The 21,443-nt window shown below is 37.5% G+C and carries 22 protein-coding genes; 13 read left to right on the top strand and 9 right to left on the bottom strand.

Going from position 1 to position 21,443, the window contains the following annotated elements; translation table 11 throughout:
• Nucleotides 1–291: 291 nt before the first annotated feature.
• Together LCM11_RS02465 and LCM11_RS02460 are read left to right on the top strand one after the other, a co-directional pair.
• The gene (locus tag LCM11_RS02465; protein WP_224892689.1) at nucleotides 292–1,314 is read left to right on the top strand and encodes an LLM class flavin-dependent oxidoreductase; all 1,023 of its coding nucleotides are present in this window, start codon (nucleotides 292–294) and stop codon (nucleotides 1,312–1,314) included.
• 838 nt (nucleotides 1,315–2,152) lie between these two features.
• The gene (locus LCM11_RS02460; RefSeq protein WP_224892688.1) at nucleotides 2,153–2,809 is read left to right on the top strand and encodes a reverse transcriptase-like protein; all 657 of its coding nucleotides are present in this window, start codon (nucleotides 2,153–2,155) and stop codon (nucleotides 2,807–2,809) included.
• A gap of 102 nt (nucleotides 2,810–2,911) precedes the next feature.
• On the opposite strand, the gene LCM11_RS02455 is transcribed toward LCM11_RS02460, so the two are convergent.
• Nucleotides 2,912–3,406 carry a L,D-transpeptidase family protein gene (locus LCM11_RS02455; RefSeq protein ID WP_224892687.1) on the bottom strand — a complete coding sequence of 165 codons (495 nt, stop codon included), beginning with the start codon at nucleotides 3,404–3,406 and terminating at the stop codon, nucleotides 2,912–2,914.
• A gap of 98 nt (nucleotides 3,407–3,504) precedes the next feature.
• Between LCM11_RS02455 and LCM11_RS02450 the strand changes: the two genes are divergently transcribed.
• On the top strand, nucleotides 3,505–3,873 hold the full coding sequence (locus LCM11_RS02450) for a hypothetical protein (protein ID WP_224892686.1): 369 nt from the start codon (nucleotides 3,505–3,507) through the stop codon (nucleotides 3,871–3,873).
• A gap of 761 nt (nucleotides 3,874–4,634) precedes the next feature.
• Nucleotides 4,635–5,531: an NAD(P)/FAD-dependent oxidoreductase gene (locus LCM11_RS02445; protein WP_224892685.1), complete on the top strand. Its 897-nt coding sequence runs from the start codon at nucleotides 4,635–4,637 to the stop codon at nucleotides 5,529–5,531.
• Between the two features lie 184 nt (nucleotides 5,532–5,715).
• On the opposite strand, the gene LCM11_RS02440 is transcribed toward LCM11_RS02445, so the two are convergent.
• From LCM11_RS02440 to LCM11_RS02420, 5 genes are all read right to left on the bottom strand, one after another.
• A complete protein-coding gene (locus tag LCM11_RS02440; RefSeq protein ID WP_224892684.1) occupies nucleotides 5,716–6,354 on the bottom strand; it encodes a FusB/FusC family EF-G-binding protein in 639 nt (212 codons plus the stop codon).
• Nucleotides 6,355–6,824: 470 nt separating this feature from the next.
• Entirely contained in the window at nucleotides 6,825–7,157 is a 333-nt protein-coding gene (locus LCM11_RS02435; RefSeq protein ID WP_224892683.1) for a DUF4257 domain-containing protein, read from the bottom strand.
• 203 nt (nucleotides 7,158–7,360) lie between these two features.
• A complete protein-coding gene (locus LCM11_RS02430) occupies nucleotides 7,361–7,651 on the bottom strand; it encodes a hypothetical protein (RefSeq protein ID WP_224892682.1) in 291 nt (96 codons plus the stop codon).
• 223 nt (nucleotides 7,652–7,874) lie between these two features.
• Nucleotides 7,875–8,282: a flavoprotein gene (locus LCM11_RS02425; RefSeq protein WP_224892681.1), complete on the bottom strand. Its 408-nt coding sequence runs from the start codon at nucleotides 8,280–8,282 to the stop codon at nucleotides 7,875–7,877.
• A 193-nt stretch (nucleotides 8,283–8,475) separates the two neighbouring features.
• Entirely contained in the window at nucleotides 8,476–9,123 is a 648-nt protein-coding gene (locus LCM11_RS02420) for an LPXTG cell wall anchor domain-containing protein (RefSeq protein ID WP_224892680.1), read from the bottom strand.
• A gap of 176 nt (nucleotides 9,124–9,299) precedes the next feature.
• Between LCM11_RS02420 and LCM11_RS02415 the strand changes: the two genes are divergently transcribed.
• Entirely contained in the window at nucleotides 9,300–10,379 is a 1,080-nt protein-coding gene (locus tag LCM11_RS02415) for an NAD(P)H-dependent flavin oxidoreductase (protein ID WP_224893076.1), read from the top strand.
• A gap of 265 nt (nucleotides 10,380–10,644) precedes the next feature.
• Here LCM11_RS02415 and LCM11_RS02410 read toward each other — a convergent pair whose 3' ends face one another.
• Nucleotides 10,645–11,559 (bottom strand): DMT family transporter, encoded by a 915-nt coding sequence (locus tag LCM11_RS02410; protein ID WP_224892679.1) that lies wholly within the window; start codon nucleotides 11,557–11,559, stop codon nucleotides 10,645–10,647.
• Nucleotides 11,560–11,936: 377 nt separating this feature from the next.
• Nucleotides 11,937–12,659, bottom strand: coding sequence for a 3-ketoacyl-ACP reductase (locus LCM11_RS02405; protein WP_224892678.1), 723 nt, complete (start codon nucleotides 12,657–12,659; stop codon nucleotides 11,937–11,939).
• 392 nt (nucleotides 12,660–13,051) lie between these two features.
• On the opposite strand from LCM11_RS02405, the gene LCM11_RS02400 reads away from it, so the two are divergent.
• A complete protein-coding gene (locus LCM11_RS02400; RefSeq protein ID WP_224892677.1) occupies nucleotides 13,052–13,327 on the top strand; it encodes a hypothetical protein in 276 nt (91 codons plus the stop codon).
• Nucleotides 13,328–13,414: 87 nt separating this feature from the next.
• Here the strand turns inward: LCM11_RS02400 and LCM11_RS02395 are convergent, their stop codons facing one another.
• Entirely contained in the window at nucleotides 13,415–13,612 is a 198-nt protein-coding gene (locus LCM11_RS02395; protein WP_263622235.1) for a YjzC family protein, read from the bottom strand.
• A 335-nt stretch (nucleotides 13,613–13,947) separates the two neighbouring features.
• Between LCM11_RS02395 and LCM11_RS02390 the strand changes: the two genes are divergently transcribed.
• From LCM11_RS02390 to nhaC, 7 genes are all read left to right on the top strand, one after another.
• A complete protein-coding gene (locus LCM11_RS02390; protein WP_224892676.1) occupies nucleotides 13,948–14,643 on the top strand; it encodes a DUF2294 domain-containing protein in 696 nt (231 codons plus the stop codon).
• Between the two features lie 192 nt (nucleotides 14,644–14,835).
• Nucleotides 14,836–15,543: a FadR/GntR family transcriptional regulator gene (locus LCM11_RS02385; protein WP_318246131.1), complete on the top strand. Its 708-nt coding sequence runs from the start codon at nucleotides 14,836–14,838 to the stop codon at nucleotides 15,541–15,543.
• 439 nt (nucleotides 15,544–15,982) lie between these two features.
• Entirely contained in the window at nucleotides 15,983–16,546 is a 564-nt protein-coding gene (locus tag LCM11_RS02380; protein ID WP_224892675.1) for a GNAT family N-acetyltransferase, read from the top strand.
• Nucleotides 16,547–16,590: 44 nt separating this feature from the next.
• Nucleotides 16,591–17,946: an NAD(P)/FAD-dependent oxidoreductase gene (locus LCM11_RS02375; protein ID WP_224892674.1), complete on the top strand. Its 1,356-nt coding sequence runs from the start codon at nucleotides 16,591–16,593 to the stop codon at nucleotides 17,944–17,946.
• Between the two features lie 237 nt (nucleotides 17,947–18,183).
• Entirely contained in the window at nucleotides 18,184–19,113 is a 930-nt protein-coding gene (locus tag LCM11_RS02370; protein WP_224892673.1) for an LPXTG cell wall anchor domain-containing protein, read from the top strand.
• Between the two features lie 81 nt (nucleotides 19,114–19,194).
• The gene (locus LCM11_RS02365; protein WP_224892672.1) at nucleotides 19,195–19,872 is read left to right on the top strand and encodes a class D sortase; all 678 of its coding nucleotides are present in this window, start codon (nucleotides 19,195–19,197) and stop codon (nucleotides 19,870–19,872) included.
• 51 nt (nucleotides 19,873–19,923) lie between these two features.
• Nucleotides 19,924–21,342 carry a Na+/H+ antiporter NhaC gene (gene nhaC, locus LCM11_RS02360; RefSeq protein ID WP_224892671.1) on the top strand — a complete coding sequence of 473 codons (1,419 nt, stop codon included), beginning with the start codon at nucleotides 19,924–19,926 and terminating at the stop codon, nucleotides 21,340–21,342.
• Nucleotides 21,343–21,443: the final 101 nt, after the last annotated feature.

The following is a 21,443-nucleotide window of genomic DNA, read 5'->3' as shown; positions in this document are numbered from 1 at the left end:
ATGGTGTGCTTCATCGAGGTTATTCATTAGCCAAGAATAATATTTCAATAAATATATTTCCTTGTGCTCCAACTGATACCCTTTCATATTCAGAATAAACATGAAATTCAAAAAAATAAAGTAAACTTATAATTATATTGTAATAGTAGTAGTTGAGTGATTAGTGGGAAAAACCTATTCCCATTTAATGATACAGTTCAGGAGCGTTTTATTTTGAAAAAATAAATGTCCCTGATACGCTTCTAGTATTGGATTTACTGCAATTAATTTAAAAGAAAGAAGATGAAGTTTATGTCTAACATACAAAAGAAAATTCAAACTATTCCTTTTTCCGTATTGGATTTATCTCCGATTACAGAAGGGGGCTCAGCAACTGTTTCTTTTCAAAATACAATTGATCTGGCACAACATGTGGAAGCATGGGGATATAATCGTTACTGGTTGGCTGAACACCATAACATGCCGTTTATCGCGAGCTCTGCGACCTCACTTTTGATAGGTCACGTAGCCGGTAATACAAATTCTATTAGAGTTGGTTCTGGTGGAATCATGCTTCCTAATCATGCTCCTCTAGTCGTGGCAGAACAATTTGGAACTCTTGAAACATTATATCCGGGAAGGATTGATCTAGGTCTGGGACGAGCACCTGGTACTGATGGAGTAACAGCTCAGGCTTTGAGGAGAGAATTGCAGAGTGACGGGCAGGATTTTCCGAGGTTGTTGAATGAACTTCGATCATATTTTAATCCTTCCTTAAGTACCGGTAAGCAGAATGTTCGTGCCATTCCTGGGACGGGTTTAAATATACCAATATGGCTGCTTGGCTCTAGTGGTTTTAGTGCCCAATTATCGGCACAGCTTGGTCTGCCTTTTGCTTATGCTAGTCACTTTTCACCTAACAATACACAGGCGGCCCTTGATCTGTACCGCAGTCAATTCCAACCATCAGCATCGATGGAGAATCCTCATGCAATGCTCGGAGTTAATATCATAGCAGCAGATACAGATGAAGAAGCAGAACGTTTAGCTACGTCTTTATATCAACAGTTTTTAAATCTCATCCGGAATACGGAACTCCCGCTCCAGCCCCCTGTTGAAAGTATTGAGGAAGTGGCATCTGAAAGAGAAATAATGGCTCTTCGTCAGCAATTAGGTTCTTCAATCATTGGAAGTAAGGAGTCCGTTCGAGAACAGCTTCAAAGTTTTATTGACAAAACTCAAGCCGATGAATTGATGGTCATTTCTCAGATTTACGACCATCAAGCAAGAATTCGTTCTTATGAAATTGTAGCAGAGCTATTTAAAGAAGTATGATGAAACTAGAAGCGCCTGCTTTTGGAGCAGGCGCTTCTGTTAAATTATTATTTTAAAGTTGAGTATCCTTTGAAGTGTAAAAGAGTAGAGGAGATGCTTGCCATTTAATTGTTGTTGAGAAGAGGTTATAATAAAACAAGTTAGGTAGACGGTGAGGGAGAACAAGTGAAGAAGCTGTGGCGTTGCTTAAAGATAAATGGAAAATCATTAAACGTTTTATTGTACTGTTTACAGTAGGATCCGAGCCATTAACAGTAATAATTACTCAACTTTTCGGTCCGCTTTTTGAGGAATCTGGAAGCGAACCTTTTATTATCCCCAGCAGACTACGCCTGCCTTCCTTATTTGGTCGGTTATCTTGACTGGTCGATCATTTATGGTATTTATCAGTTCTTACCGTGCCCTTATATCTATACGTTTGGATAAGATTCCTTCGAATCTTTTCTTATATTTTTACGCTTTGATATAAGATTATAGCTACATGGAATGTATGGCTTCCTGCCACCGTATTAATTTTTGGCAATAGGAGTTGTCCTTAGAATCGTATTCCGGGAGCTTCTTTCAACGCCAGGAGCCGTTTTCGCTAATTAAGCCTCGGCCCTTCACGATATTAGGTCACAGAAGCGCATAGACTTAGTCTATGCGTTTCTTACTCCCTCTTAATAAATAAGTTAGAATATTAGATAAAAAACAAGTTAATTAGTTGCTTTGTTAACTAATACAAACTTTTTTCAATAAATTAGTTAGTCTATTGGAAAAAATGCTCTTACAGCACCTATAGTGGAAAGAAAAATATTGGAGCATAATAAAGAGATATCTAAAGTAAAGGGGGCATCTCATGGATGTAAGAATGATAATGGTGTACCAAGTTCCAAAAGGTACTGAGGCAGAATTTACTTCGGAAGTATTACATGCATCACAAGGGATTCAGATTGCGGAGGATATGCTAAAGACAAAGCGGGCGAAGTCGATTGCTTTTCTAGATAGCTACAACACGGAATGGACATTAAAAGAATTGAAGGAGTATATGAAAGGAATTCAGACTGAGCCCCATAACGTAAAAGTATATTTTGATGGGGGTTTTGATTTAGGAACCAAGAATTCAGGACTCGGCTTTGCCATCTATTATGATCAGAATGGAAAATCTTTTCGCCTTAGAAAAAATGTTTTAGTCCATGAACTTGACACGAATAATGAAGCAGAATATGCTGCACTTCATAACGCATTGCTTGAACTGGATATATTAGGTGTACATCATTTGCCTGTGAAATTAATTGGTGATTCTCAAGTCGTTATCAATCAATTGATTGGAGAGTGGCCGTGTCTGGAAGAACCGCTGTCTAAATGGGCAGATCGAATTGACGAGAAGCTTATTCAATTAGGAATTCAACCTCAGTATCACTTAATTTCAAGGAAAGATAACCGAGAAGCGGATCGCTTAGCTTCTCAAGCTTTAAATAACATTGAGATTATTAGTACGAGTGAGGTCAATTAGTCTTATGATTATATTCCATAGAACTAATTAATTTAAAGAGAGTCCATTTTAGAGAGGAGTCTCTCCTTTACGAGGAATTTTTTACGAAAGACAAGCCTTTAATTAGCGGCGAATAAATACTGGAGTTCCTATAGGGATGATACTGGCCAATTCTTCTACATCCCTATTGTACATACGAATACAGCCCTTCGAGACGGCTTTGCCGATCGAGCTAGGTTTATTTGTACCATGAATACCATAATGTTCTTTTGATAAACTCATCCAGAAAGTACCAAATGGACCACCTGGATTGGGTGCTTTGTTAATAATAATAAAGCTGCCTGTCGGTGTGCCTTGCAGCATTCGGCCAACAGCAATGGGATATTCTTTTTGCTTTACCCCATTTTTTATAAGAGTGAGTTTACGTTTACTGAGTGTAATATCGATGCTGTAGGGAATGCTTGCTGTACTTGGATAGCCTGGAATGACAATAGGTTGGCCGATTACAATTACATTTGGGTTGATGGTGGGATTAGCTTTAATAATTTCCATTAAGGGTTTACGGTAATCTCGGGAAATCTGTGTTAGTGTTTCGCCTTTTTTTACATAATGAATCAATTGAAAAGCCTCCCCTTGGCTTACGTATCCATATAAGATATATGAGGAACGGGGGGGAGATTATTCTCCAATCTAAAATAGGAAGAAGAGGAATCGAAATGAAAGTTAGAATTATACTTGCAATCCTTATGGTCATTGTACTTTCAGGATGTGGAAGAGAAGAAGTAACCTTTGAAAGTGTAGAAAAACTTCCTGGACTATTAGCTCAACAGAAGCTGATGGTAGGAGGAAAAGGGGTATTTGAAGAAGATGATAAACATTATGCGTTTATTGTGGTGCACAATGGAGAAACAGTAGAGTTTGACCAAGTATATTACTTACCTGACAAAGATCATGCTCTCAATTTTAAGTATAAGATAAAAGGAGAACCTAAAGATGATAAAAAAAATAAAATGAATGTGGAGGTAATTGAGTATCATCCAGACCAGGAAATTAAGTCTTACTGGTTTAACGAAAATCGTATTTAATATTTATATTAAGATGAACAAGTCCCTTACTCTGACAAGGGGTTCTTGTTCATTTTTTTAATCTGATTACACTCAATAGAGGGCTGTTTAATTGAATAATCAGTTTCGAGATGTTTTGGTCCGTTGCTCATATTGAGAGGGGCTGGCTACGGAAACAACTCGTCTTGTTCCATCACCCAGATAAGATTAGCATATGCCGTTCATCAACCGATAGAATAATCACAATCTTTTTTTGGTCGCTTATGCTAGTCGTGTCTTTCAGGGTGATTCCACATTTGAGCACTTTCCTGCGGCCTTACAAGACGTAGGGTCGATCCTCCTTTAACAATAAGCTTCCTCAGTCGTTAACACCCCTGGACAGTCTCGCTTAGTTTTTCTCACGCGGGGGTCTGTCGTTTTCCCGCCAACCAACAACGAAGTCTAACAGTGCATAGTTATATAATAATTTATAAATATTAGTGTTCCACTGTGAAAAAAGAAGTGATAATTTTGATTATCAATGTAATCCTTGGCTTCATTATTCCTGTGAGTATCAATGTTATTTATTGTGAAAACCTAGAATTAACATAATACATATGTACACTTTAGAGGTTTCAATTGCATTCGTATCTAAAGATTGGCGATTCAACATCGTTTGAAAAGTGAACCCTGGATATGTAATCCTTCCTAAACGGATCTGTTTTGCATAAATGGTGAGATAATTACATAAATTATCTTAATAAGATAGGAATAAGAATATGGATTGGAAGGGAGACCTTCTTATGAAATACGATTGCATCATTATCGGTGGGGGAATTGCAGGCCTTCAAGCCTCCATCCAGCTGGGACGATACAAAAGGTCTGTATTATTGATAGATGCTGAAGATGGAAGGTCTTCATTGTGTAGGAAGTACAGTAATATTCTAGGATTTCCTAATGGTGTAAGTGGACAAGAACTTCGTAAAGCGGGCCGACAGCATGCTGAAAACCTTGGGGTATCCATACGCAAAGACAGGGTAAAGGATGTGCATAAAAATGGTAGAGAATTCACGGTATATACGGTCGGAGGAGGAATGTTCAGTGGAAAAAACCTTCTTCTCGCTACCGGTTTAAAAGACCATATCCCTTCTCTCCCGGGGGTTAAACCCTGTCTTGGGCTTTCGGTTTACGTCTGTCCTGATTGTGATGGTTATGAAGTTATGAACCAAAGGACGGCCGTAATTGGTTCAGGAAACGCAGGAGCTTCAATGGCTATAAGTCTTTTATATTGGAGTAGAGATATACTATTTATTAACCATGAGCTTGAGGACATTTCCCCTGAATGGACGCAGCGTTTAGCAACTGAAAATATTGAAGTGATAACGGCTAAAGTAAAGGAATTACATGAGATAGAGGGAAGTTTGAACCGAATAGAAATGAAGGATGGTGAGAGTCTCCATGTGAAAAAAGCTTTCTTGGCTTTTGGAGGAAACCAGGTACGAACAGAATTGGCCGTGAAGCTTGGAGCTGAAATCAGTGAAAATCATCATCTTATTATTGATCCCAAGACAAAGATGACAAGTGTACCTAATTTATGGGCCTCCGGCGATGTAGCTGCGCATTCAGAATTAGTTACGGCTGCTATGGGTGAAGGCTCTCTGGCTGCTATATGGATCCATAAAGAGTTACTGAAGAAATAATCATAGATGGACGTAAAAAGCATTGTTTATTCTTTGGCAAAGAGGTCAATAAGTCTTAATCCTTCTTACCTGTTTGACTCCCTGTGATAATGCGCATGAAGGAATGGAACTTATCTACTTAAGAAAAAAGTGTCGACAATTCATAAAGGCCTGCAAAACATCTAGTTTTGCAGGCTTCGTTTCTTCATTCTGTCATTAATTTAATAAAGTTATCAAGTGGTTGCAGTGATTTCAAGTTCTCGTTACAACGATGGCTATCCTTACATATATAATTACCACGACTGATTGGGGTTTCTAATGTATTTAGCTTAATGGATGTGGTAAACATTCCAACTTCTTCGTGTTCCTTACAAATTGCGCAAATACCGCTCTGCCTGGAAGGCTTAAAATTACCTTGAATACCCAGTAAATCACCGTTTTTATAAGCCGCAATAAATTTCTGATTGCTCCCTGAGTCATTCCACCCTAAGTAAGATAGAGTACCCCATTCAATATTTCTTAAAGAAGGAACTTCTAGTTTCTTTACTTTAGGAAATAATCGCTTAATGTTTTGCTCATTAAGTGGGGGAAATGTAAAGACATGCTGTTTTAAGCGAGAGAGGAAAAAAATGGCCTCTGTTTCGTCTTTTACATCCTGAACCTGGTCAATAATTTCCTTTTGCTCATTTGATAAATCTGAGAATAAATCAATAACTTTTTCTCTAGTCATAGATTTGAAGGCGTGTGCAACAGCCTGATCGTGCGTGGATGTGTGCGTACTTAGCAGAGTTGTGATCTGGTCCTTGATGAAATTATACTGATCCGCTCTGATGAATGATTCCATATTTATACCTCCATGATGGTTGATATAAGAAACCTTATATGAATGGTTGGGAGCTTATTGTAATATCCTTAGCTATTATTTTACAAAAAATATGAAAAGCTGTACAAGTTTGAAGACTTTTAAAGTCACACACTTAATCCATAAAATTAACAACAAGTTATTCGTTATGGTTAATAACTCGTTTCTATTAAAATTAGCTAATCACAATGAATTTGCGAGCAGCTGGAAAGAAGAGTTCTTAAGAAATGAAATGATTAAATAGAAGCTGCGAACGTATCTTATTTCAACAGCATCCAAATATATGCAAGTTGTCCAGGGAAGTGAGTAGACCCCAGTAGTTGGGATTGAATACTGAAAGGAGTAGTTTGGGATCAACCTTTTTAAAATAAAATGATAAACGAGGATACGGGTTTGAGGTTATGTAAGAGGAAGAAGAAGGATTAAAAAAATTAGGACTGGAATCGAGATGGCTATTTTAATCTTTGATTAATGCGATCCAATCCTTCAATTTTTGCTTTCTCAGTACTCAGTTCTCTTCGAAGTAAAACATTTTCGGCCGTCATACCTGCCAAAATCGAAATTCCGACCAGGGTACGTAATACTTCGGGATCAGGAACTAAGTAGGTAACAGCAAATATAGAAGCAGCTGCTCCAATTAAGAAGTCGGCTAGAAAACCTAAATATAGTCCCTGCGGTCTTATTCTTTTCTTGGGAAAGACCAATACTTTACCATTTCTCATCAAATGAGCGATTACACCAGTCAGACCTCCTATTAAACCGGCGATCATCAGTGTATTAGTCACATTCACTCCCCCTAAATTTAGAGTCAAAAAAAAGCGGCTTTGCGAAGATATTTAGAAACATAAGCTAATATGCACTAATAATCGACCAAAGATTCCGCCTTATAAACCCAACATACCAACCAATATTATAATGAACACTATGGAAACAGTATACAACTAATTTGTCAGAAAATAAAGACTTTTTTGGATATTTTTTACTTTACTTAGTAATTTATGGGACTTATTTTATTAATAAGGTCATGTACTTCCTTTTCATAATAAAGTACTTCTTTTTTTGTCGACGCTTCCATCATTTTTTTTAGCATATATTTATACTTTTCCAGATCTTTTGATTCCATCTGGTCTAAATGTGGTTTTTCATCCGTATGCAATGTATCTAGAAATTGTTGAAGCTCTGTGAAATAATAACGTACTTCTTCAGGAGAAGAGGCATTCTTTAATAAAGATAGCATATGGTCGAATTTTCTTTTCTGACTCTCACTCATTTGAATCAATCGTCTGGGCCTCCTTTGCTATTCTTCCATCATATTCACTTATACCACTAACTTAATTCTTTCACACGATTACTGTTAAATTTATGTAGAAAATTCTTCTTATTATAATAGTATGCCTGCTCAGGAAGAAGTTTCACTATAAACACGTGCGATCCATTGACGGAAGTTTATACAATATGAGTCTATTCGCTTACCTTCGGATTATCTTGATACCAAGCGCAGCTTATGTATTTGAAATACCAGTTTCCACGTATGTGCGTTCAAGCTTCCATTCATGGCTTTCAGGGTCTAGAGCGAAGGTTTGGAAGAATAGGTTGGAAGTTTCGACCAATTTTCCATTCATTGTAAGTGTAGCGCGTATAATGGCCATTCTCTCGTTTGGCTTTAAAGGAATTATAGATTGGGGTATCAAGACCCATTCCATTTCTTGATCTTTAAAATATTCGAATGAATGACTCCAGCCTTCTACTGAATCTTCATAACCGTAATCCTCAGCTTTTCCTTGCTGGATTTCTCGAGCGATTAAATCCTCAGAGATAACACTTCTCATATAGTCAGAATTTAAATGCTTCCAATTGTGAAGGTATTCGTGCAAAAACGAATAGAAATTATTTTCAACTTGTGTATCCAAAGAAAAATCACTCTCCATTTTTTAATAGTCACAATTATTAAAACATTTGTTGGATTATTTTTCAAAAAAAGGGATATTTTTTGAAACTAATAATCGTCAGTATCTAAGGATATGAAAATTATTAATAAAAAAAGAGCAGGTCTAATGCCTGCTCAAAATCCAACTTTCATTGGGATGAATGACTTATGTTAGTTTAAGTAAGTTGTTTTTTTAGAATAAGAAAAAGCCCAGCGCCAGCAGATACGATCATACCTACTAACATCATTAGTGGATTATTAGAGGAAGTATCAGGTAATTCTCCACCATCTTCTCCTTGCTCTACGGAAGCGTCTTCGTCAACTTCAGAAGAGGTGTCTTCATCTGAACTATTTGACTCTGAACCATCTTCTTTATCAGCTACAAATGAATCCCATTCACTTTGAGATACTTCACAAGGTAGGTTATCATTGTCTCTGTCAAGGTCATGTGGGTCATTATCTTCGTCATAACCATTCTCATACCAGAAAGACATGACTTCATCATGATTTTCGAAACTGTCACAGTCTTTATCATTGATTACTGCTGACTCGGAAGACTCGCTCGTTTCTTCAGAATTTGAATCTTGCTCGTCCGAAGCATCCCAACCATCAGTCAGGTTTTCACAGGGTTGTCCATCTGAATCATTATCCAAGCGGTCAGGATCATTTTCAGCAGAAAAGTTATTGTCATTCCAATATTGCATAACCTCGTCACCGCTTGAAAAATCTCCGCAGTCTTTGTCTTCATCAGCGCTGACAGCTGAGGCACCGCCTGCTACCATCCCAAGGGAGAGCAGACTAACAGCAAATATTTTCTTTAGCATCAAATTCCTCCTAGTATTAGTAATACATCCCAATGTCATAAATCTAGTAAAACATGGAAATAAGACCTTTTACAAGGGAAATTTGTAATTTTTAATAAATATTTTGAATATTTAGTCATTTTTAGGTAAAGTCAATGTAGACGTTTATTTATATTTGAAAGGAGAACTAAAAATTGGTGTGGTATAAAAATGAGGTTATTAAAACGCTGAATTGTGACTATCCGATAATTCAGGCAGGCATGGCAGGTGGTGTAACGACTCCTGAATTAGTTGCTTCCGTGTCAAATGAAGGAGGGATGGGCACGATTGGAGCTGGTTACTTGCATCCGGATGAATTAACAGAAAAAATTATGGCTGTCCAGCAGTCCACATCAAAAACATTTGGAGTAAATATGTTCGTTCCAGAAACTCCTCGATATTGTTCAAATCAAGTAACTCGAGCACGTCAGCTTCTGCAACCTTATGAACAAGAGTTACAAATTAAACCCAGGGAAATACCAGAAATGTCAGAAACTCATTTTGAGGAACAAGTAAATACAATTTTAAAATTACATGTTCCTGTCTGCAGTTTCACTTTTGGTGTACCTGATAAAACACTGGTAAAAGAATTACATAAGAATGGAGTGAAGGTAATAGGAACAGCAACTACGGTAGAGGAAGCTGTGATTAATGAGCAAGCTGGAGTTGACATTATTACTGCCCAGGGAAGTGAAGCTGGGGGTCACCGAGGTACTTTTCACGGGTCACATGATCAAGGGATGATAGGGACAATGTCTTTAGTTCCTCAAATGGTTGACGAAGTAGGTATTCCTGTTCTAGCAGCTGGAGGGATTATGGATGAAAGAGGAATAGCCGCCTCTTTAATGCTGGGAGCCCAAGGTGTACAAATGGGCACAGCTTTTGTTACAAGTTTGGAAAGCGGGGCAAAAGAGCAGCATAAACAAGCCATTTTACAGGCGAAAGAGAGCGATACTACTATAACTTCAGTATTTAGTGGTAAGCCTGCCAGAGGTTTAGAAAATGAATTTATTAAACAAATGAAGCCTTATCAAAATGAATTGCCAGATTACCCTATCCAAAATGAATTAACTAAGAACCTAAGAAAAAAAGCGTCTGAAAGGAATAGACCAGAATGGATGTCCCTGTGGTCAGGGCAAAGTCCACGACTAAGCGGAAAAAAGTACGTTTCTCAGATCATAAAGGAATTAGTAGATGGAGTGGAGCGTCTCTATAGCAACAGGGGCCATAAATTATAGTTTCATTGTGATTAAATAAATAAGTTCATTCATATATTCTCATTTTATTTTCAACTAATCCAGCACTTTCCCTGGCCTAAACCACTTTCTGAATACCCGGCCAGTAAATAAGGCGGGTATTCAGGAATAAGGGAAGAGTTTGTACTTTTATCCTTCCAACCGTCGGTGCGACGGGACTAACCTAATCATTTGAACGAACCGTTAGGTTCGTGCTCTTAGGAATCCCCCAACTTCAAGGAGCGTCAGCGAGTAAGTGGAGGGTAGTTCAAAAGTTAGAAGCGTTTGACATCTGGCTTTTGCGCTGTAAAGACTTTGACGAATCCTGAACGATAATGACGGAAGCTATTACAAGAACAATGCCAATATATTGCCAACCATCAAGTTGTTCGTTGAAAATTAAATATCCTGTTAGGGATGCTACTACAGGTTCTACAGTAGCGATTATGGAAGCGCGGCTGGATTCTACAAATTCCAAACCTTTGGTATAGAGAAGAAATGGAAGCATTGTAGAGAGAAATCCTAGTCCTATAACGATAAGTAAAGTCCCATCGTTAAATAGATAAGTTATCTTCCATATCTGACTCAATGGCACGGCTGCAAGAGAAGCAAATAAAAACGTATAAACGGTAACGGTCAACGAGTTATATTTTGCGAGAGCGTATTTACCTAGAATACTATAGAGAGCATAGAATAGTCCTGCTCCTAAACCTAGGAGAAGTCCATATAATGATATGGCACCTTCCACCTTTGGAAACATTCCGATTACAAGCGTACAACCTGTGAAAGTCATACATAAGGCTGCTAACTTTCTAAGCGTAAATGGTTCATTTAAGAGGAACTTTGAAAAAATAGTAACAAATATAGGTGCGGTGTAGAGAAGGACAAAGGCAATTGAGATGGAGGTCTCTTCCATAGCACTAAATAAGCACCAATTAAAAAATACAATACTAAAAATGCCTGTACCTATAAAATAACGGCTGTCTAAAGGTTTTATCTTTAAATAACGCTTGTCTTTTACAAGTGTATATATAAGAAGGAATAAAAAAGCAGTGAATACCCTTATGGCTACAACTTGAAAAGGAGTAAAACCTATTTTATAGAGGTAGGTTACAAAGATACCTATGACACCCCACAAAGCAGCAGCGATGAAAATTAAGATTAAAGCTAATCGACGGTTCATGATTTCCCTCACTCTTCTAAAGTTTTCTGTCTATTATATAAAAAAAAGGTAGAAGGAGAGAAGCATAAATTCAACTAAATGAATGACCGATCTTCTCAACTCTGTAAATGACCCGCTTCACTATTTTTATCAAAAAGATGTATTGAATAGATTCATTCGAGGCAATAAAAAGTGAACGAAAGATGTAAATTATTTCCTATGATACAACATTTACTCCGTGAACCATATATGAATAGGGAAATAATGATTGATCTCGTTAAATTTTATTGAATTTAATTCCCAAGTATTAAATGCATATATTATTGAAGCCTTCCACTTAATAAGCAGAAGGCTTTCTACATATCGATGTTTCTATGGACCGTCTTGAAATAAAAGAGTTAAAAAGGGTTAGTAGCCCACTGTAGTGATGTTTTAATGAAAATACGAGGATGTAGTTTGAGTTGAGCAACCATATATTCTGCAAGATCTTCCGGCTGCATATATTTCTCTTTATCCTGCTCACTCAATTCGTCTCCAAAAGAAAGCTCCGTAGCTACCAGGCTTGGGTTAAGTGTAAATACGCGTATGTTATTTCTCCTGACTTCCTGCATTAAAGCTTCTGTCATTCCTTGTAATGCGAATTTAGAAGCGCTGTAGGCTGTGGATCCAGCTGTCCCTTTAAGTCCACTGCTTGATGAAATATTAATAATGTCTCCCTGGTTTTTCTCGATCATCTGAGGTAAGACTGATCGAGTTACGTGGTAGGTTCCAAATAGGTTGACCTCGAGAGTATGCTTCCACTCTTCTGGTTCGATTTCAAGAAATGACCCATAAGTTCCAATCCCTGCATTATTAATAAGAATATCTGCATTCCCGAGGGAAGACTGTAAGCTCGCCACAGCTTGTTCTACTTGCTCAATATCCGCAATATCAACGGTAACAATACTTGCTTTTACTCCGTATCCTTCAGCCTCCTTTGCCACATCTAATAACTTACTTTCCGTACGCGCCATCAGTCCAACATGTACTCCTTCACGGGCAAGCTGAATAGCAGTAGAGCGCCCGATTCCCTGGCCGGCACCGGTAATGTAAGCAATCTTTCCTTCAATAGTTTGTCCCATAGATACTCATCCTTTCTAATTAACTTTCTACTTAAGTTTACGTTTATCAAATAGAAGATTCAAAGATATGTAATCGTAAAAAGGTCTCCCTCCCATTATAATTAACGATAACGATATTATGTAAATTAAATTACAGGAAAATTAAATGATGATTATCGTCTCCTTGTTAAACTAGTTAATCCTTTACAAACGATCCAATACATGATAGTTTAAATTATGGTTAAAAGGGATAGCACTTTTATCTGAATCTAATTAAATTTAAAATGACATTACAATTTATAAATTATTGGTGGGAATAAGCTAGACTAATAGAGCTAGACATAAGCCAAAAAAGAACTTTTACAAAAGTTCTTTTTTGGCTTTTTTTAATGGAAAAAAATGGGGGTTTTTGAATGAATCACTTGAATAGTTCTCTGCGGCAACAATCACTTCATTTTTTAACGTGTATTCATTTAGTTAAAAAAAGTAAAGAAGCCTATGAGCATGCAAAAGAAATAGTGGAATCCGGATCTCCAATTTCAGAGGATATATGTAAAGCTTGTGCCGCAATTTGTAGAGATTCTGCTAAGAAGCTTAATGCTGCTAAGGATGGTTCAATGGATAAGATGATTGAATTATGCTTGGTGAATGCCACTTTATGTGAAGAAATGATTAGTATGGTTAAGTGAGATAAGTAGCAAGCGATCTCAGCTATCATTTAGCATAACAAGAGCCCCCATAAGTTCCTGCTTGGAATGGGGGCTCTCCTAATTTAACTATTTCACTTTCTTCCAGTATGCTCCTTCTTTACTGGAGCGAAGAGGCGGGAATGTTTCTCCACTTTCAAGTTTTACTTGTTTTTCATCTTCTGTAGGATTGCTTTGTTTACGTCCGTCCGTAAGTCCATCAAATTCGTATGTTCCGTTTTCTGGTACGTTTTCGCCTGTCTTGTAACGATCTGCCACGTAAAACATCTCCTTTAAAAATGATTTGATTTGTGGTTCACCTATCTATTTCCAAATATTCCATCTAGTAAACATTTATTTTGAGGATTTTTTTATACTTATATAATTTTGAATATCTAATTAGGGGTTCGCTGCCAGGCAGGTTAACGAATTGAAATAATGAAGTGTTCATAAATTGAACCCCCTATATTGGGTTTTATGAATGTCTTCTGTTTAAGAGCGTTGGGATTTTATTGAATCAGTACTTGGAAGAAAGTTTATTATATAAAAAAAGCGGGGTAATATCATATTATGGAATTTAGCAGCATGATTATCTGGCTATAATTAATTATTAGAAATAAGGAATGAGAGTATTGGAAAAAAAGTCTTTAAATTCAGAAATAGCAGGTTATATAGGAAAGCTGCTTCGAGACAACTTTGGCAAAGGACCCACATCAGTATATGTATCAATTAAAAAGCCATTCGTTTCGATTTACCTAAAAGATTTTTTAGCGCCCATCGAACGATTATTGGTAGGGCAGAAAAATTTTCAAAAAGTTGAGGAAACTCGGGATTTAATGTTTGAAGAGCTAATCCCGGAGATAAAGGCAACTTTAAGAATTTCAGCTGATCTACATATAAAGAATTTTTATTATGATTGGTCTCTAGAAAATAAAACTGGCGTCTTGCTTGGAGTGATGGACCATGATGAAAGGAATGAGCAATTTTATCCCGAATTTCCTAATAAGAAAATGTTGGAAGATGAAATGATTAAAGTCAGTGAAATAGCTCAAAAAGCTCCGGATCATCTTAACTCCATGTATCTAAATAATCGAACTCTGGTTATGGAACGTAAAGGAATCTTGACAGAGCTTGAAAAAGAGCTGATTCGCGAGGGTAACAAGGAACAATTATTGTTAAGTAAAAGACAGCTTGAGAAAAGGTTGTTGGATATTAAGGTATTTGAGTCCGTATTAGGTGTAACCATTAAAGACGTTTTTGTGGATTGGGATTTTTATTTGGATATTAGTTATCTGATATTTATTGTTAAACCAAAATGATAGATAGCGAATAAAGGATTATGTTACAGATCAATCGTCCACAACTCCGTGGGCGTTTTTTAGTTGGATAACTATTTTAACAATAGGAAATGTAGAACAGTTTTTCAGAAGAGGTATATCCCTTTGCTTTCCCTGTCGCTCAAATTACAGTAAAATGGAATAGAATTGTGATAGGAAGCTGGAGGAACTAATGTGGATTATAAACCTATAAGATCAAAAAAAATATACGAACAAGTGGCGGATTCATTGTTGGAATCTTTGAAGAATGGGGAATTGAATCCTGGAGATAAGCTGGACAGTGTAGAACATTTGGCTAAAAGCTTTAGCGTGGGACGTTCTGCAGTAAGGGAAGCTCTAAGTGCTCTTCGGGCCATGGGGATTTTAGAAATGCGCCAGGGAGAAGGTACGTACATTAAATCTTTTGAAGCTTCACGCTTTTCATTGCCGACTTCAGCCGCTTTTCTAATGAGAACAGAGGATATGAAAGAATTGTTGGAGGTACGGCAAATCCTTGAAGTTGGAGCTGCGGGATCAGCTGCACTATCTCATAAAACGGAAGACTTAAAGCCAATGGAGGAAGCTCTGCTTGAAATGGCGGAAGCTAATGGAAATAACGAAATTGGAGAACAAGCAGATCTTGCTTTTCATATGGCTCTGGTAAAAGCTACTCATAATGAAATGTTGATTCAATTAATGCAAAGCGTTTCCGAAATCATGGTGCAGGCTATGCGAGAAACCCGTAAACTTCTGCATTCTAAAGAAAGAACTGAAAAGCTATTGCAGGAGCACCGTCGTATCTTCCAAGCCATTAAAGATCGTTCAGAACTGCAAGCGCGTGAAGAAATGATGGTACATTTAAGAAATGTAGAGAAATCGGTTTCACATATATTAAAAAAATAAGACGTGGAATAGGCTCAATGTATAGCATTTATCAGACATAATTGGAATGAATGCGATGGTCGAAACTACTTTACAGCAAATAGAATCAAAAGAAGACAAAAGTAAACTAGTTTAAAAAGAACTTTATAGCATAGTAGAAAAACTCTAAAGCGGTGGGGTATAGCATGTATATCCACACCGCTTTTTTTAGGGTTGCAAAATTTGGAAAAATCATATTACATAGTGATAAGAATTTTTTGCAATTCGGTGGGGTGAGTTTCTGATTTGATTTAAAGTTAATTTTCCGATCTTGAAAGAATGAGTTCAACTCGACCGAAATGTACACGAAAAAAATCCTCTTAGTCGCGCTTTCGATTATCAAACAGGATATGAAATAATAAATACTATAAGGATGAGTGTCGGTATATTGGTATGAATTTAATAGTAAGGGGAGATAAGAGTGAATCCAATTTTAAAAGATGTTCGTACAGAAATTGAAACAGAAAGATTAGTATTAAAAATGCCAGTCCCGGGAGACGGTGCTGCAGTAAATAGAGCAATTCAAGATTCTCGAGAACAACTACAGCCGTGGCTTGGCTTTGTTCAGCAAGTTCCAACTCCCGAGGATACGGAGGTGAACACTCGCGAAGCTCACGCTAAGTTCCTTACTAGGGAGAATCTTAGATACCTTATTTTCTTAAGAGATACGGAAGAGTTTGTAGGATCTACAGGTTTTCATAATATCAATTGGGAAATTCCTAAGCTTGAAATAGGTTATTGGATCGATACCTCAATAAGTGGAAAGGGTTACATGAGCGAAGCCGTAGCAGCATTAACAAATTATGCATTCAAGGAATTAGAATGTGTAAGAGTCGAGATCCGTTGTGAATCTGGAAATCTTAGGAGTCGTTCGATTCCGGAAAGATTGGGATACGATTTAGAAGGAATTCTGCGAAATGATGACTTATCTGTAGATGGACAGAGACTTACTGATACTTATATTTATGCCAAAGTGACCCAGTAAGATTCACCGCTGTACATTAGTGGGATGGGGGAGTGTTAGTGTAAATGGAAGATATTATTATCATAGGAGCTGGGGTAAGCAGTATATTCTTTGCTCACAAACTGGTTCAGGAAAATAAAAACTTATCGATACGAATTATAGATAAAGGCAAGCCTCTTAAGGAGAGAATTTGCGGATTGGATGAAGGCTTATCCTGCACTTGTAGTGAGGGATGTAATAGATACATAGGGTATGCCGGCCTTGGGAAATCAGAAGGGAAATTCAATTATACAAATGATTTCGGAGGAGATTTGGGACGCAAGATAGGGGGAGGAGAGACCCTGGAATTAATGAAAGAAGTAGACCGCATACTTCAAAAGCATGGTGCAGAAAGTGTAGGACTTTACAGTACAAAAAATAAATCACTTGCAGCTAAAGCTGAAAAACATGGATTAGAAGTATTATCTGCAGAAGTGAGACATTTGGGAACTAAAGTAGCTATAGAGGTTTTCCAAAAACTCTATGAGACACTGCAAGAACATATTCACTTTACATTTGAAACAAATGTTACATCCCTTCAACCAGAAGCACAGAGCTTTTTCATCGAAACAGACAAGGGGAATTTTCATAGTAAACAACTCATTATAGGAACAGGAAAAAGCGGAGGTAATTGGATAAACAAGCAAATGGATGACCTAGGTCTCAATACGGGTGAAACTAGGTTGGATCTGGGTTTAAGGATAGAGATGAGAGAAGACCAGCTGAACGCCATTTTAAAAGACACATTTGAAACAAAGCTAAGATGTCGAGGGAAAGGATATGAAGCAACAACGTACTGTATGAATCCGCGCGGCCGTATTATTCGTAAGTATCAGAACGGACTAGTAATGCCTGATGGACAGAATAAAAATGAAGAAAAGACCGAAAGTGGTAATTTAAATTTCACTCTCTTTGTTCCTCGCTATTTCCCATCTTATGATCAGGCTATGCAGACAGCTCATCGAATAATAGGCGGGATTAATCAAGGTGATGGACGAATTATTAACCAACGACTAGGTGATTTTTATGCCAATCGACCTTCTACTGAGCTTTCATCTAACTTAATTAGACCTAGTCTTGAAGCAGAGGCGGGGAATTTAGCAGTTGAAATTCCTGATTTATATCTCCGTTCGGTACTTGAATTTATGGGGAAACTGGAAAACCTCATTGAATGCCCAATCCACCCGGATACTTTGCTGTATGGAATGGATGCTAAATTTTATGAACCACAGATTTATACTACGGAAAATTTCGAAACTCAAATAAAGGATTTATATTTAATTGGCGATTGTTCTGGAATTACACATTCATTATCTCAAGCTGCTGCAAGTGGGCTTTACGTAGCAGATAAAATATTGCAAAAGCATAAAGGTCTTTGTTAATCGTCTAATATAACAAGTTTAAGATGGTGGGTTATTTAGTAATATAGACCGATTCCTCATTTTAATAATCTAAGATTTTTAACAAAAAATGTTTTATTTTGGAAGTAATGGGTAAAGAGTACTGGGTACGAAATGATAGGGAAAAAGGTCTGGGCTGTATCATCTTTGGTTTAGTACATAAAAAAAGTCAGGAAATGCCCTGTGATGGATTGCCTAATACAATTTAGGAGTGTTTGGATGTTTAAGAAGTTAGCCAGTTTGACCGCAGTTTTATTAGTAATGATGCTACCGCTTCAGGTCGCAGCCGAGGAAATGAGTGCAGAGGAACTATTAAAGAAATCTAATGAGGCCATGATGGAACTTGATAGTTACACGGTACGATCTATAACAGAGCAAAAAATGCCAATGGAGGGTAGGGAACAGGTTATTTCTACAGAATCTGAAGCTGACATTACATTGGATCCATTTGCTATGCATCAGATCATTACAACCTCATTACCTGAAAGTGAGAAAGAACTGAAACTTGAATCCTACTGGACAGAAAAAGGGTTTTATCAGCAGAATCCTGAAGGGGATTGGGTTAAATTTGAAGATAATTTTCCAATGAGTCAATCCGACATTCAGGAAATGATGACGGCTCAATCTCAGGTTTCCCAGGCTTCAGAATTTGCTGAGGAAATGAACGTTAAGGAGACAGAGGGATCCTACGTAGTAAGTTACGAAGGTGATGGAGAAAAACTTCTGAAAGCTTCTCAACAACTTTTTCAAAACACCATGGACGATAAAGAGATGGCGAAGATGATGGAAGAAATGATGAAGCAAATGACTATTAACAATATTTCTTATCAGATAACAATTGATAAAGAAACGCATTACATGACTGGAATGATGATGAAGCTTGATATGGATATGGAAATGGATGATATGTCAACCAATATGGTACAAACTTTTGATATGTCTATCGATAATTTTGATGGTGTTGGTACCATTAACGTCCCAGGTGAAGTGGTTGACAACGCTAAATCATTTGAAGAAACCATTCCTGAAGGCGGTGAATTGCCGGACACTTCAAGTAATGATCCTGGGTTAGCTTTAGCTGGAGCGTCCCTCGCAATGATTGCTGGAGGAATATTTGTTTATAGAAGACATAGAGCAATTCGTGCCTAGTGATGAGAGAAAAGCCGCATGTGTACATGCGGCTTTTCTTCCTTTATTATGGTATGAAAAGGAAATAATAGAGGTGAAATCGTGAATAAAGTTTTAGTAGCAATTATGCTGTTTGGTGTCTTGATGGCTGGATTCTATGGATATCAATGGTGGGACGGAACCAAGGCAGCTGAAAAAGTTCCTATGGAAGAAACCGAGGAATGGAGCAAATCAGATAAAGAAGCCGTACATTCAGAAACTGATAAAAACTCCTCTCGAATAACTGAGGTAGAAGCACAGAATACTCATAAAAATGAGACTCCAGAGCCCGTTACTATGAGTAAGGATATTGATAAATTCAAAAAAGGAGAAAATGTGGGAAGAGTAGTTATTCCGAGTATCGAAATGGGATATACCACATTTTGGGGAGCAGATCCGGAAGTCTTAAAACAAGGAGTAGGCATGTACGTAAGTGAATGGACAACGACACCTGATGAAAAAAGACATACGGTGCTTAGTGGCCATCGAGAAACCGTATTTACTGAATTAGGAGACGTAAAGAAAGATGACTCCATTTTTGTAGAATATAATGGAAAAAGGTATGAGTATAAGGTTGAAAAAATGTGGGTGACTGATGCTGATGACCGAAGCGTCATTGTCGAAAAAGACGAAGCTACTTTAACTCTATCTACATGCTACCCGCTTGACTTTATAGGAGACGCACCCGACAGATATATTATCCAGTCAAAATTGATAAACGTAAATGATATGGACAAGTAAGCAGGTCAATGGTGGAATCTTAATTTACGAATCATATTAAGGAGGGATTTTTTGAGTGAAAGAAAAAGCATGCCTGTATTTATGGCTGCATTGCCATTGGTCATTATGATAATAGCAATGGGATTTACAATTATTAAATATGAAGGAGCTCCTCATATCCCCTTATTATTAGGAGCTTTTTCAGCATCCATCGTCGCTTTGTTTTATGGATATTCCTGGAATGAAATAGAGGATAGTTTCTACTCGGGGATACATAAGGCATTACCTGCCATCGTTATACTGATTTTAGTTGGTTTAATCATCGGTTCATGGATAGGAGGAGGAATCGTAGGGAGTTTAATTTTTTATGGGCTCAAGCTTATTTCACCAGGTTATTTTCTTATTTCCATTATGCTCCTTTGTACTGTAGTTGCTCTATCTATTGGCAGCTCATGGTCCACGATGGCTACGATTGGAGTAGCGGGAATGGGGATTGGAATTAGCATGGGTATATCTGAACCGATGATTGCAGGGGCTATTATCTCTGGGGCTTATATGGGGGATAAAATGTCACCTCTATCGGATACCACAAATCTCGCTTCAGGGATAGCAGACGTGCCTTTATTCGAACATATTAAGCATTTGCTATATACAACACTCCCAGCCTACGTGTTAGCTGCAATTATTTTTGGGGTATTAGGGCGTAGGTTTTCGGCAACAGGATATGAAAGCGGACAAATATCTTCAATTATGGATAATCTTCAGTCTCAATTTTTGATTTCTCCATGGCTCTTGTTAGTTCCAGTATCTGTGATTGTATTGGTGCTTTTAAAGATCCCTGCATTACCAGCTCTTAGTATAGGTGTTGTGCTGGGGTTTTTATGTCAGGTTCTCATTCAGGGAGATACAGTAGGAACTGCGGTGCTATCCCTATATGATGGATACCAGCTTAATGCTGAAAATGAGTTGATGAATAATTTATTGAACCAGGGGGGTCTTAGCAGTATGATGTACACCATATCCCTGACCGTTGTGGCAATGATTTTTGGAGGAGTTATTGAAGGTACTGGAATGATGAAGAAATTGATGGATGGAATTATTCAATTAGTACGCTCTACACGTGCATTAGTTCCCGCCACTATTTTAACTTCTATCAGTACGAATATTACGATGGCTGAACAATATATTTCTATTATAGTTCCGGCTCGTATGTACGCAGATACTTATGACGAGAAAAATCTACATAGAAAGAACTTATCACGTGCGGTAGAGGATGGCGGTACTGTTACAAGCGTGCTGGTCCCATGGAATACAGGAGGTATATTTGTAGCTGGAACTCTCGGTGTAGAAACCCTTACTTATCTTCCTTATGCTTTTTTTAATTTAGCAACCCCCGTGATATCTATTATATTGGCCTTGACAGGGTTTAGCATAGTTAAAGCTGGACTGGAACAAAAGAGTTCTTCAGAGACGAATCGAAATATCGGATAATAAAACCTGAACTGTCTGGAACAAAAGCATGATGAATGACATATGAGAGGTTAAAGCTTTTTATTTACGAATTTTACTAACCTTTAGTTTGTGGATTTTTA

This window comes from Halobacillus halophilus (assembly GCF_020171985.1).
In the GTDB taxonomy this organism is placed as follows: domain Bacteria; phylum Bacillota; class Bacilli; order Bacillales; family Halobacillaceae; genus Halobacillus; species Halobacillus halophilus_A.
The sequence above is the reverse complement of the archived record's forward strand: the minus strand, read 5'-3'. Positions and strand labels throughout refer to the sequence as shown.

Excerpts from the sequence above, each read along its gene's own strand:
- LCM11_RS02420 (WP_224892680.1), bottom strand. The coding sequence starts at position 9,123 with ATGCTAAAGAAAATATTTGCTGTTAGTCTGCTCTCCCTTGGGATGGTA.
- LCM11_RS02465 (WP_224892689.1), top strand. The coding sequence starts at position 292 with ATGTCTAACATACAAAAGAAAATTCAAACTATTCCTTTTTCCGTATTG.
- LCM11_RS02400 (WP_224892677.1), top strand. The coding sequence starts at position 13,052 with ATGAATCACTTGAATAGTTCTCTGCGGCAACAATCACTTCATTTTTTA.
- LCM11_RS02375 (WP_224892674.1), top strand. The coding sequence starts at position 16,591 with ATGGAAGATATTATTATCATAGGAGCTGGGGTAAGCAGTATATTCTTT.
- LCM11_RS02395 (WP_263622235.1), bottom strand. The coding sequence starts at position 13,612 with ATGTTTTACGTGGCAGATCGTTACAAGACAGGCGAAAACGTACCAGAA.
- LCM11_RS02390 (WP_224892676.1), top strand. The coding sequence starts at position 13,948 with ATGAGAGTATTGGAAAAAAAGTCTTTAAATTCAGAAATAGCAGGTTAT.
- LCM11_RS02445 (WP_224892685.1), top strand. The coding sequence starts at position 4,635 with ATGAAATACGATTGCATCATTATCGGTGGGGGAATTGCAGGCCTTCAA.
- LCM11_RS02440 (WP_224892684.1), bottom strand. The coding sequence starts at position 6,354 with ATGGAATCATTCATCAGAGCGGATCAGTATAATTTCATCAAGGACCAG.
- LCM11_RS02460 (WP_224892688.1), top strand. The coding sequence starts at position 2,153 with ATGGATGTAAGAATGATAATGGTGTACCAAGTTCCAAAAGGTACTGAG.
- LCM11_RS02450 (WP_224892686.1), top strand. The coding sequence starts at position 3,505 with ATGAAAGTTAGAATTATACTTGCAATCCTTATGGTCATTGTACTTTCA.
- LCM11_RS02370 (WP_224892673.1), top strand. The coding sequence starts at position 18,184 with ATGTTTAAGAAGTTAGCCAGTTTGACCGCAGTTTTATTAGTAATGATG.
- LCM11_RS02410 (WP_224892679.1), bottom strand. The coding sequence starts at position 11,559 with ATGAACCGTCGATTAGCTTTAATCTTAATTTTCATCGCTGCTGCTTTG.
- LCM11_RS02405 (WP_224892678.1), bottom strand. The coding sequence starts at position 12,659 with ATGGGACAAACTATTGAAGGAAAGATTGCTTACATTACCGGTGCCGGC.